The sequence below is a fragment of the Blastochloris viridis genome (assembly GCF_001402875.1).
GTDB classification, from domain to species: Bacteria; Pseudomonadota; Alphaproteobacteria; order Rhizobiales; family Xanthobacteraceae; genus Blastochloris; species Blastochloris viridis.
Map to the genome: position 1 here is coordinate 1,348,622 of NZ_CP012946.1, position 11,419 is coordinate 1,360,040.

Annotated in this window: 14 protein-coding genes; 2 read left to right on the forward strand and 12 right to left on the reverse strand. The window is 68.0% G+C overall.

Annotation, left to right across the window (positions count from 1 at the left end):
* From BVIR_RS05935 to BVIR_RS05965, 7 genes are all read right to left on the reverse strand, one after another.
* Positions 1-315, reverse strand: a complete 315-nt coding sequence (locus BVIR_RS05935) for a head-tail joining protein (RefSeq protein WP_055036863.1) — start codon at positions 313-315, stop codon at positions 1-3.
* Positions 312-650: a DUF2190 family protein gene (locus BVIR_RS05940; RefSeq protein WP_055036864.1), complete on the reverse strand. Its 339-nt coding sequence runs from the start codon at positions 648-650 to the stop codon at positions 312-314. The genes BVIR_RS05935 and BVIR_RS05940 overlap by 4 nt, the downstream gene beginning before the upstream one ends.
* 84 nt (positions 651-734) lie before the next feature.
* Entirely contained in the window at positions 735-2,693 is a 1,959-nt protein-coding gene (locus BVIR_RS05945) for a prohead protease/major capsid protein fusion protein (protein ID WP_055036865.1), read from the reverse strand.
* Between the two features lie 17 nt (positions 2,694-2,710).
* Positions 2,711-4,237: a phage portal protein gene (locus BVIR_RS05950; protein WP_055036866.1), complete on the reverse strand. Its 1,527-nt coding sequence runs from the start codon at positions 4,235-4,237 to the stop codon at positions 2,711-2,713.
* Positions 4,234-4,443 (reverse strand): phage head-tail joining protein, encoded by a 210-nt coding sequence (locus tag BVIR_RS05955; RefSeq protein ID WP_055036867.1) that lies wholly within the window; start codon positions 4,441-4,443, stop codon positions 4,234-4,236. The genes BVIR_RS05950 and BVIR_RS05955 overlap by 4 nt, the downstream gene beginning before the upstream one ends.
* Before the next feature lie 3 nt (positions 4,444-4,446).
* Positions 4,447-6,453: a phage terminase large subunit family protein gene (locus BVIR_RS05960; RefSeq protein ID WP_171841654.1), complete on the reverse strand. Its 2,007-nt coding sequence runs from the start codon at positions 6,451-6,453 to the stop codon at positions 4,447-4,449.
* Positions 6,407-6,970, reverse strand: coding sequence for a hypothetical protein (locus BVIR_RS05965; RefSeq protein ID WP_055036868.1), 564 nt, complete (start codon positions 6,968-6,970; stop codon positions 6,407-6,409). Before BVIR_RS05965 ends, BVIR_RS05960 begins: the two co-directional genes overlap by 47 nt.
* A gap of 135 nt (positions 6,971-7,105) precedes the next feature.
* Between BVIR_RS05965 and BVIR_RS05970 the strand changes: the two genes are divergently transcribed.
* Both BVIR_RS05970 and BVIR_RS05975 read left to right on the forward strand, forming a co-directional pair.
* Positions 7,106-7,327, forward strand: coding sequence for a hypothetical protein (locus BVIR_RS05970; RefSeq protein WP_055036869.1), 222 nt, complete (start codon positions 7,106-7,108; stop codon positions 7,325-7,327).
* Positions 7,328-7,438: 111 nt separating this feature from the next.
* Positions 7,439-8,035 carry a DUF3489 domain-containing protein gene (locus tag BVIR_RS05975; protein WP_055036870.1) on the forward strand — a complete coding sequence of 199 codons (597 nt, stop codon included), beginning with the start codon at positions 7,439-7,441 and terminating at the stop codon, positions 8,033-8,035.
* Between the two features lie 52 nt (positions 8,036-8,087).
* Here BVIR_RS05975 and BVIR_RS05980 read toward each other — a convergent pair whose 3' ends face one another.
* The 5 genes from BVIR_RS05980 to BVIR_RS16725 all read right to left on the reverse strand — a co-directional run bounded on the left by BVIR_RS05980 (position 8,088) and on the right by BVIR_RS16725 (position 11,416).
* Positions 8,088-8,312, reverse strand: coding sequence for a DUF7220 family protein (locus tag BVIR_RS05980; protein ID WP_055036871.1), 225 nt, complete (start codon positions 8,310-8,312; stop codon positions 8,088-8,090).
* Positions 8,309-9,628 carry a site-specific DNA-methyltransferase gene (locus BVIR_RS05985; protein ID WP_055036872.1) on the reverse strand — a complete coding sequence of 440 codons (1,320 nt, stop codon included), beginning with the start codon at positions 9,626-9,628 and terminating at the stop codon, positions 8,309-8,311. Before BVIR_RS05985 ends, BVIR_RS05980 begins: the two co-directional genes overlap by 4 nt.
* 404 nt (positions 9,629-10,032) lie before the next feature.
* Complete coding sequence (locus tag BVIR_RS05990; RefSeq protein WP_055036873.1) at positions 10,033-10,464, reverse strand: DUF6362 family protein; 432 nt, start codon at positions 10,462-10,464, stop codon at positions 10,033-10,035.
* The gene (locus tag BVIR_RS05995; RefSeq protein WP_417852055.1) at positions 10,461-11,000 is read right to left on the reverse strand and encodes a crossover junction endodeoxyribonuclease RuvC; all 540 of its coding nucleotides are present in this window, start codon (positions 10,998-11,000) and stop codon (positions 10,461-10,463) included. The genes BVIR_RS05990 and BVIR_RS05995 overlap by 4 nt, the downstream gene beginning before the upstream one ends.
* 86 nt (positions 11,001-11,086) lie before the next feature.
* Entirely contained in the window at positions 11,087-11,416 is a 330-nt protein-coding gene (locus BVIR_RS16725) for a chromo domain-containing protein (protein ID WP_145912058.1), read from the reverse strand.
* Positions 11,417-11,419 lie beyond the last annotated feature (3 nt).

Consider the following 11,419-nt stretch of genomic DNA (forward strand, 5'->3'; position numbering starts at 1 on the left):
TCAGGCCTGCACCGCTTCGCACGACCACACAAGGCCGAGGCTGTCGATCGTCGGCGCGCCGATGATCTTGAAGCTCTCGCTCGCAATCTCGACCGCGTCGCCATCCTGCGGGCGGGCGACATCCGACGTACGGACATCCAGCACCAGCGTCGGCAGCACGACGCTGGTCCTGCCGAATGCCTCGGTGACGTCAGGGGATTTCCGGATGACCCGCGCGGCAACACCGGGCGGGGTGCCGCCCGGCTGCCAGATCGCCGCCACGCCGATGTTCGGATCCTCGAAGATCGCATCGATGGCGGCGGCAAACGCGTTCATGAGAAGCTGCCATTGAGCCGCACGCGCCCGATGGTCTCGCCGGCGCCGCTGCCGACCGCCTCGACCGCCACCCCGATCAGCGTGTTGCCGGAGGCCGTCGTGGTCGTCTGCTTGTTGGTGTTGTCCCAATAGACCTTGGCGCCGACGGTCCAGGCCTGCGAGCCGACTTTCTTGAGGTCGAGCACGCCATCGACGATGGTTTCGACCGGATCGTTCAGGGCCGCCGCCGCGATCGCCACGCCGAAGATCGAGCCGACCAGCAGGCCGTCGCCGGACGTCACGGCATAGGGCGCGGCAAGCGTGATGGTGTTGCCGGGCTGGACGTAATTCCTCATCACGCATTCCTTTCGTGGAAAAACGAGGGGCGGCACGATGGCCGCCCGTCTCGTCAGGGTTCAGTGTCAGGGGAGTTGGCCGGATCAGGCACCGGGATTGCGATAGAGCCCGCGCCAGTCGATTGCCTTGGCGCCGAAGTCGAGGCGACACTTGATCTCGACGCCGTCGACATCGAAGCCGTTGCGGGTCTCGATGTACGGGCCCTGCTGGCCCTCAAGGTAGGCGTATTCGATGGTGTCGATCTGGGCGGGGTTGGCGGCGAGGTACCATGCCGTGAGGCTGACGGCGTCGAGCCGCGGCTCGGCGATCGGCGTCAGCGTGCGGATCGACTGCGGCACCACGTCCGCCGTCTTCGCCGGCACGAGGTTCTGGGCAATCAGCTGCTCGGCCGTCAGTTCGAGCGCGGCCGGCACGAGCACATAGGCCGGGCGAATGTTGAGCACGGTCTTCTTGTCGAGGCCGGTCTGCTTTGCCATCTCCGCGCGGGCCGCACCGAGCGACGTCGCGCTGAGCGCCGCGCCCGACGAGGCCAGGTTCTTGTGCGTCGCGTGGAACAGCGCAACGCCGTCGGCCATATTGGCGTTGGCGGTCACGATCCCCCACACGACATCGCTCTCAAGGGTGGCGATCGCCGTGCCGTACATGGCCGGAATGCGAGTGAAGGCGTCGAGATCGTCATTGATCAGCACCTGACGGGTGATCGCAACCACCCGGCCATAGGTTTCCAGGCGATAGCTCTCCTTGGACTCGGCAAGCGTGCCGCGCCGGAACTCGCCGCCCTCGGCCACCTTGAGCAGCTGCGGCGCCTCGCCGATCTGGACGCGGTTGAGGGCCTTGAAGTCGGTCGCGAGAACCTGCCGGCAGAACGGCACGAAGGTGCGCGGATAGACGTCATAGGCCTGCCGCAGCGTCTTGTTGGTGACCGCCGAGAGGATCTCGGGAAAGTCGGAGGTCGAATGCAGCGCACGCGTGGCGATCTCGTCACGAGAGAGGCCACGGACGTTGACGCCCACCGAACTCAGCTGCTCGCGAGCAAGTTCAAGCAGCGTCATGCCGCGATACTCGCGTGCGGGATCGGTCAGCGGGAACAGCGTCGGAGCGTAGCGATGGAGGAGCGCATTGGCCACCGCCTCGCGGCGGGTCACTCGCTCGTCGCGCCCGCCGAGCGGCACCGAGACGTGCGGGAAGATGCGGGTCTCATTGGCCTTTGCTGCAACCATGTCGATAACCTCGCGCCGGGCCTCGTCGAGGCTGACGCCGCGCTTCACGAGATCGTCGGCAACACCGCGTTCGAGGTTGAGACGTCCGACCAGATCATGGATGGTCGATACGCGCTCGCGCTCGGCGTCGCGGGCGCGGGTCGCAATTGCCTCCGCATCCGGTGCAGGCTTTGCGGCATCAGTGGAACGGGCCAGCTCGGCGGAACGCAGGGTTTCCGCCGTCGTGTCGACGGTCGTGTCGTCCATCGGGACTGACTCCATAGGCTGGGCGTCGGCGCGCTGGACGACGCAGGGGATGAGACGGTCTTGCCACCGGAAGCCGGCCGCGGCATCGGCGCCGATCGGCACCGCCGAGATCTCGAAGGGGGTCCAATCGATGGCGCGCCACAGTTCGGGCCCGCTGTCCCGTTTCGACACCTCGTATTTGTGCACTTGATAGCCGATCGACACCGCGCGGATGTGCCCGGCCTCGATGTCGCGCCAGACAGTCTGCGCATCCTCCCGATCGGAGAACCGCACCCGCGCCAGACCGCAGCCGCCCTCGATCCGGGCGCTGCCCGGCACCACCGAGCCGATCACACTGTCGAGCGCGGAGGCGTCATGCACCTTGAGCAGGGGCGCGCCACTGTTCAGCCGGTCGAGCCGCACCTTGCCCGGCTCCATCGCCAGCTCTTCGTCGAACGGTTCGCCGAAGAACGGATGCCGGCGCACGCGGGCGCCGGTCGACCACACCACCTCGATGGTGTGCTCGTCGCGGTCGATGGTGGCCGGCATGAGGTCCGCCGCCCGCATCAGCGGCGGCAGGTTGACATGATAGGTCATGAGGATGTCCTTGAAGGTCAGGCCAAGGATGGATCGCTTGATGCCGCCTGCATCACGCCGGTCTTGGTGACGCGGCGGGGATCTGAGTCGAGCACGAGGCCGAGTTCATCGAGTTTGGCGTTCATCGCCGCGATCTCGGCGAGCACGGCATCCGGGTTGTGGCCCTGACGGGCGATCGCCTGCGCCAGCGACATCGTGCCGGAGCGCAGCGCCAGCAGATCGGCCATCGCGTCCTTCAGCGGATCGACCGCGTCGAACTTCGGCGGCGACCACTCAACCGGGATGGAGCCACCCGGCAGCATGTATTTGTCGGCGGTGCGCGGCAGCTGGCCGGCCACCCACGCCGCCTCGCAGAACCACGCCCAGATCGGCTGGCACAGCAGCGGAATGACGATCTGCCACTGGATCGCGTCGACCAGCCGGCGGAACTCGACGAGACCGGCGCGGATCGAGGAATAATTGACCTGGCTGAGGTCGCCGGTCAGCAACTCGTAGGGCATGCGGAAGCCCGCCGCCACGATGTGCAACTGCGCCCGCAACCACTCGCCGGTGCCAGCCGTAGCCGCCGGCTGGTTGAACTTGATGTCCTTGCCGCCCCGGGCGTACACGATCAGTCCGGGCTCGAACTGCTCGATCCGCTTGCCGTCGGCGTCGACGACCGAGGGCGCAATGCCCTGGTCCGGCTCGTCGGCACCCAGCACGACCCCGACGACACAGGATTCGATCTGCTTGCGCTTCAGTTCGGAGACCGTCCAGTCGTCGAGGTCGCGCAGCACCCGCATCACCGGCGCCCCCCACGGCACCCCGCGCACCTGCGTGCGCTGGCGCTCGTAAAGATGCACCACATCCCGCGCCGGCACCGCCACGCTGTCGAACCGCCGGCGCAGCGAAGCCACCGCTTCGCCGGGATGCTGGGCGTAGAGCCAATAGGCGCGGCGCCGGCCGATCGGGTCGAACTCGACACCCTGCAGCACGCGGCCGCCATCGGTGAGATCGCCGTTGCGGGTCGAGTCCAACAGATCGGCCTCGATCACCTGCAGCTGCACCGGCACGGTCAGCCCGTCGCCGGCCAATCGCGGCCGGCGCCGTACCAGCACCTCGCCGGCCTCGACCATCTCCCGGACCGCCAGCGTCTCAAGTCCGTAGATGTCCATCCGGCCGTCGGCGTCGCACTGCGCCGACCACGCCTCCCACAGGGCGTTGACCTTGTCGTCGAGCCGGGCACTTCCGGTCGCCGCCCGCGGGATGATGCCGGCCCCGACGATGTTGTTGACCAGCACCGACACTCCCTTGGCCGCGTGCGGGTTGTTACGCACCAGATCGCGCATGCGGTCGCGCAGCAGCGCACCGGAGGCGGCGATCTCGGCGTCCGCCGAGGTGCCGGGCGCCCGCCAGCCGGAGGTCAGCCGGCCGCGCGCCGCGCCGTCATATCCCCGCCGGCCGGACGCGATGGCATCGAAGCTGCGCCGGGCCCGCGCCCGCCGCACCCCGGCCTCGGGCGCAACCCATGCCACGATCCGGTCGATCAGGCTCGCCCCGCTCATCGATCTCCCCGACTGAAGGTGGCAAAGCCGGCAACCGGCCGCCCGGACCCGCTCGCCGCTGCCATCTCGGACTCGATGGTGCGGATCCGTTTCAACAGATCATCGGCCGAGCCATACTCCACCGTCTTGCCGTCGTAGCTCACCCGCAGCGTGCCGCTGGCGTAGGCGCGCTTGAGCGCATCGAGTTCGGTGGTCGTCCAAGGCATCGTTCACAACCATTTCGCGCGCGCGCCGAGCCACTGGCTGGCACGCTTGGGCGCCAGCGGCACTGGGCGCGTCAACACCCCGGCGGTGGCGGGCGGAGCGGTCTCCGCAGTCGCCACAGCCGCCGGCAGCGGGCCGACCTGGTCCTCCAGATCGCGCCACTTGTCCTCGGACCAGCGGTCCGCGCCGGCGATCCAGGCGGCGGCCCGGGCATAGACCCGGCAGTCCAGCGCCTCGTTGCGCTCGCGCAGCTTCTGCCATTCGAGCTTGCCGATGCCGCGCTTGGTCTTCACTGTCACCAGCTGCTCGGCGACCAGCTGCTTGACCCATTCCGCCTCGGTGCCCTGCGGCAGATGGACCATCCCCGGCGGATCGACGGCGCCCGCCGCACGCTCCTCGTCGGTCGGCCGGTCGAGCCGGAGGAACCGGTAGGTCTCGGCCTTGAAGGTCGAGACCGCGATCGTCCACAGCCGTGCGCCACGCTTGAGCTTGCGCCCGCCCTCGGTCGCGTCGACGAAGGTCGGACCCATCACCGGGGCGGTGCGGTTGAAGCCCTCGACGCCCTTGACCGGCGCAACCTGCGAAAAGCCGGCCTTGCGGGCCCAGCCATAGACCGCCGGCGCCTCATAGCCGGTGTCGATCGCCAGCTTGACGAGGCCAAGCCGGGGGCCATGGGCATGCGGCCAAGTCCGGCCGAGCAGATCGGTGAGCGCCGCCCAGCACGCGACGCGCTCCGGCCCGCCCTCGATCACCACGTGATCGACCAGCCAGCTGGTCAGCCCGCGACCCCAGGCCCAGACCGAGACCTCGATCCGGTCCTTCTGGACATCGGTGCCGGCGGTCAGGAACAGGCCGCCGCTCGGCACGACACCGAGGCGAGCGGGACCGCGGCGATCATAAAGCCGCTGCCACTCCGGCGCGTCGCCGCGCTCCTGCCAGGTCTCGCCGAGGATGGTGTTCTTCAGGCTCCGCCGCTCGTCGTCGGTGGTCGCCGCCTCCCACGCCCGCGCAATATCGGCCCACGACATCCAGCCCACCGGCGAATAGAGCGCCGACACATGGAACCCGATGGTGCCAGGGTCGGCCGACTGCGCCGTCGGCCGCCAATCGCCGCCGGCGAGCATCGAAGTCTTGTGGTGCTCGGCGATCGGCTGCTCGCAGCCCTCGCAGGTGTAGGTCGCCGTCTCCGGGCGGCCCTTCTCCCAAACCAGGCGTTCGAACCTCAGCCACTGCATGTGGCCGCAATGCGGACACGGCACGAAGAAGCGCCGCTGATCGGACGCTGCGAACTCCCGCTCGATCCGCGACAGGCCGCGCACCGTCGGCGTCGAGCCCATCAGCACCTTGGCCCGCCAGGCGAAGGTGCGCGTGCGCGCCTCGGCCAGCGCGACGGGATCGCCTTCCTCATCGGCCGACGCCGGATAGGCGTCGATCTCGTCGAGGAACAGATACCGCGCCGGCATCGAGCGCAGCCCGACCGCCGAATTGGCGCCGGTGATGATCAGCAGCCCAGCCGGAAACTCCTTCGACAGCACCGTGTTGCCGGCATCGCGCGCGCGGGCCGGCTTCACCCGTTCCCTGAGCGCCGGACTCTCGGCAATCAAGGGATCGATGCGCTGCCGAGAAAAACGCTTGGCCAATTCCACTGTCGGCTGGACCGCCAGCATCGGCCCCGGCGCGTGGTGGATCACATAGCCGATCCAATTGTTGCCGGCCTCGGTGAACCCGACCTGCGCCGACTTCATCACCACGATGCGACGCGCCGGATGCGCCGGCGACAGCGCATCCATGATCGCCCGCATATAGGGCGCGCGAGCGGTGCGATAGCGGCCGGGCTCGGCCGACGCCCGCGCGCTCAGCACACGATGCCGGTCCGCCCACGCCGACACGGTGAGGTCCGGATCCGGCGTGAGGCCGCGCTGCCACGCCGCCGTGATCGCATCGGCACCCTCGAAGTCGATCAGATCATCTGAAGCCGGGCCGGATCTCGGCGAGTTCGGCGAGATGCGCACGAACCTGCGCCTCCAACACTGTCTGCATCCGGCGCGGATCGATGTCGAGCTCGGCCGCCATCAACGCCGCCACCCGTGCCGGCCACGTCACCCACGCATCCCGTTCCTCGCGCGCCAGCTGGAACACCAGCGCGATCGCCCGCGGACGGTCGATCAGCTCGTTCTTCATCTTCTGAAGGCGCAGCCGACGCTCCTGGGCCTTCAGCACTTCGTTGGCGGTCTTGGCCTGCAGGAAGGTCGTTCCCCCGCCGGTGATGGGTGCCGCAAGACCATTTTCGCGCAGCGTGTCACCGACCGCCGAGAGCGCCGCGTCCGGCACCGGCTTCATCTTGGCGTCGCCGGAGTCTTGGCGCTGCTTGGCGGGGTCGGTCGTGGCCGTGCGCCTGGCGTCGCTGGCCGCGGCGTCAATCGAGCCATCGGCAAACAGAACCAGCCGACCGGCGGACTTCGCCTTCTGGATCGCGCCCCGCGACAGCCCGACATGGGCGGCGTACCGGCGCTCGCTCATGCCCTGCATCTTAAGCTCCGAAACAGCAATGAACCGAAGGTCCGCGTAGAAAACGCCAGTTTTCCTAGAGAAATGATGCGCTTATCCGCTTGATGGTGCCGCGGAAACGAGCCTCAATGGGATCACGAACCAAGGAGATCCCCGATGTCCCGCCGCACCGACAACGCCAAGGTCCTCGACGCCTTCATCGCCAGGAAGGCCGAGATCGACGCCATGCTGGCCCGACTTCAGGCCCTCAGCGACGAGCATTTCGAGATCCATCCCGACGAGGTCCACTGGGGCCATGTCGGGACGCTCGCCCATTATGCCGAACTCCTCAAGCGCATCACCGACAGCGCGTTCAAGGAGGGCGAACACGCCGAGTGATCAAGCACCCCTTCCGCGCCTGAATAGCCCCGCGTCGCGACGCGCGACCGGGGCTCGGGGCTGTAGGAGCGCCACGATGGTCGTGGCCCCTTCAGCACAGGACGCCATCCCATGGCCCGTCTTTCCGACACGCAACTCGTGATTCTCTCGGCCGCCTGCCAGCGCGACGACCGCCTCGTCCTGCCGCTGCCCGAGCGCCTCAAGGGCGGCGCCGCCAACAAGGTGATCGACAGCCTCGCCGCCAAGGGCTTCATCGCAGAGGTCGACGCCAGGAACGGTGACCCGATCTGGCGAAAGAAGCGCAACGGCCACGGTGTTACGCTGGTGGTCACCGACGCCGCGCTCATAGCGCTCGGGATCGAAATCGATGCCGATCCCGACGCCAATGAAATGTCGGGGCCGGCGCCCGACGCCGTCCAGATCGACGACGCTACGGCGAGTGATCCCGCTCTCGCAACGGCCAATGCCGAAACCGGGCCGAGTGGTGCCGCCCGCCGCACGCGCGAGAACACCAAGCAGGCGAAGCTGATCGCCATGCTGCGCGCGCCCGATGGCGCGACCATCGACGAGATCGTCGCCGCTCTCGAATGGCAATCGCACACCGTGCGCGGCGCCATCGCCGGCGCGCTCAAGAAGAAGCTCGGCCTCGACGTCACGTCGGAGAAGGTCGAAGGGAGGGGGCGAATCTACAAATTGCCGCCTGCCTGATGCGTTGCAGCTTCGAACAGCCGATGCCGCCGCCCGCCTGGGCGGCGGTTTTTCAATCTGTCCCACGAACTCGGATCGCCTCGAACAGTCGCCGCAGCAGATAGCCGCGGGCAAGCGACACGCCGACGAAGGAGAGCCCGATGGCGAGATGCTCGCGGAACGCGGCATCGATCCCGAACCATGGGAACACCACGATCTGCGTGGCGATTGCCAGCACGTAGCCCACGACGACGTTGGTCGCGGATTCGATCAGCGACATGGTGCGCGACTGCATCATGCCGCCGCCGCGTCGGTGCCGGCACCAAGCCGCTGGACCTTGATCTCGGCGAACGTCGTTCCATCACCATCGAGGATCGCGGCACGGCCGGTCTCGGCCTGCCAGCGCTCGATGGCGACATCGACATAGGCCGGGCTGATCTCCATCGCGTAGACGCGCCGGCCGTTGGCCTCGCCCGCCATGATTTGCGAGCCTGACCCCGAGAACGGCTCGTAGCAGAGCCCGCCGCGGGCGACATGCTGGCGCATCGGGATCCCGAACGCCTCGAGCGGCTTCGGCGTCGGATGATCGGGCCGCTCGTCCTTGGCGAAGCCCGGCATCTCCCAGGTCGAAGGCAGCGTCTCGTCGGCCACCTTTGGCGGACGGTTCGGGCGGCGCCAGCCCATGAAGCATGGCTCATGCTTCCAGAGATAATGCGACCGGGTCAGCACGCCCCGATCCTTCACCCAGATGATCTGCTGATGCACGAAGGCGCCGGCCTTCTCCCAGCACGCCTCCAGCATCGCCTGGCGGCGCGAGGCGTGCCAGCAGTACCAGGCGGCGTCCTCGGTGATCGCCTCGGCCACGGCGGCGGCGATGAAGCCGTCATAGAGCTCGGCGCCCTGGCTGGCGTCGTCCCAGGTCACGCCGTAGGACGGCGACCAGTCTTTGTTGCGCGTCGGATGGTTGGAGCCATCGTAATCGACGAGGTACGGTGGGTCGGTCGCGAACAGCACGGCGCGCTCGCCGTTCATCAGCCGACGAACATCCTCGCGTTTTGTGCTGTCGCCGCACAGCAGCCGATGGCCGCCAAGTAGCCACAGATCGCCGGTGCGCGACGCCGGATTGCGCGGCGGCTCGGGGATGATGACCGGCGGCACCGAGCCGCCGGCGCCACCGTCTGCACCGTCCGCCTCCGGAGCGAAGGCGAGCAGCTTGTCGAGTTCGCCGTCCGCGAAGCCGACCAGCGACAGATCGAAATCTTCGGCCAGCAGATCCTGCAGTTCGCCGGCGAGCAGCGCTTCGTCCCACGGACTTTCGGCGAGCCGATTGTCTGCCAGACGATAGGCCCGCCGCTGCGCCTCGGTCAGATGGCCCAGCACAATCACCGGCGCCTCGGTCAGCCCAAGCTGCGTCGCCGCCAGCACCCGGCCGTGCCCCGCGATCAACTCGCCATCCTCCGCCACCAGGCACGGCACCGTCCAGCCGAACTCGACCATGCTGGCGGCGATCCTGGCGACCTGATCGGGCCCGTGCACCTTGGCGTTCTTGGCGTAGGGCTGCAGGCGCGCCAGCGGCCACATCTCGATCCGCTCCGGGGCGAAGGCGAGGGTCATGTGTGGTCCTGTCGATGATCGGGCCGCTTCCGCGAGCTGGATTCCAGACGCGGGTGTCCGCTGGCCTCCGGGTGGACTCCCGAAATCCAGGGGGCATCCACCCGGCGGGGTGGCTCATGTGTCTGATGTTACGAAGGTTTCAGGGGTGGGCGGCGGCTTCTGGCTTCCGGGTGGCTTCCCAAAAAATCCGCCATGACGCTAGCGATACGCTGCGCCTCGCCCTCCCGCATAGGTTGTATGCCAGGAAGGAACCAAAATTATCAAAGGCTTAGGCCTTTCGAGTAACAATTCGGTGCCGGGCTGTCGTCCCCGCGCGCCTCTCCCGAGGATAGTCGAAATCTACCCCAAGACCGGGCCTTTCGTCTGTGCGAAAAGTGTCCGCCGGACACTTCCCGCGCCAGTGCTCACCGCTGCACCGCGCTCGCCAGCGCGATGACGTTGCGCTTCGACAGATTGCGATTGAGCCGCCGACCATTAAGCTTGAAGGCGATCACGCACAGCGCATAGAGCCAGTGCTCGTGGGCGGCCGAGCGCTGCAGCCCGACCGTCCAGCAGATGATTTTCCAGCGTTCGCCGAAGGCGCGCAACCAGACGATCTTGCCGTCGACCGGATCGAGGCCGACGGTCCAGCTCAGCGTTTCCTCCATGCGGCTGATGGCGGCCGGCGACGGCACGATGTTCATCGGGCGCGGGGCCTGGCCCACCTTGTCGGCGAAGCTGTGAGTGATCTCCGGCCACACGCTGAAATACCCCTGCCGCCGGGGTTCGGGTAGGCGCTTGAGCACGAAGGCCGCTTCCGTCAGCCGTTCCTCGACCAGGCTCGGTGTCCAGTTCACAGCACACCTCCGCGGGTGTCGATGGCCCACAGCAGGATGGCGATGGCGTCGGCTTCGTTGTCGTCGGCCGGGGTGAAGCCGCGGGCCCGGATCGCGGCCAGCACCGCTGTCTTGTCGGCATTGCCCTTACCGGTGGCGTGGCGCTTGATGGTGCCGACCGGCACGCCCTGGTAAGCGACGCCCTCGCGCTCACACCACGCGCTCAAGGTCGCGAGAAAACCGCCATAGAGGTGCGCGGCATCGGTGCCGACATGGCGCCGGACCTCTTCGAAATAGACCGATGCCAAGCCGCCGGTGTCATTGGCCAGCTGGGTCAGCCAGCGCTGGAAGCGAAGATAGCGCATGCCGCCGCCATCGAAGCGCCCAGGCCGGAACGTGGCGGTGCCGCTGTGAACGATCCCGCCCGTCAGGCTCGCCCAGCCGGTGGTGGTGCCCAGGTCAAGGGCAAGGATGGCGCCGTGGGCGGAACCGAGCGACAGCGCCGGTGACGCGCTTGCATCCGCGGTGGGCAGAGCCAGAGTCGTCGCAGCCATGATGGTCTCCGTGCAGGGGATGGTCGTGGTCGGGGCGGCGACGGCGTGGTTCTTGGCGGAGCTCGCCGTCGTCGCCTGCTCGGGGCTGGTCAGCCGAGCCGGGGGGATGCCGGTGGTCGGGCAGCGAGGAAACGGCGCTTGCGTTGTCGCCCGCCGGTCGTCACCGGGTGACCGGGTGACCGGTGTTGCGGGCAGCGCCGGTTCAGGCCTTTGGCGGTCAGCGCGCTGGTCTGCTCGAATGGCTGACCGCAGTCGGCGCAGTAACCGCGCCACGTGATCAGCGTGGTTGGCTTGCCATCTCGGCGTTGGTGCGGGTTCAGAGCGCTGACCTCGTAGCGCTGACCTTCGACCAGCAGCACCGTCCCGATTGACGGCGCTACGTTGAAAGCGATCCGTTTCACGACGATCAGACGAGCCATGAT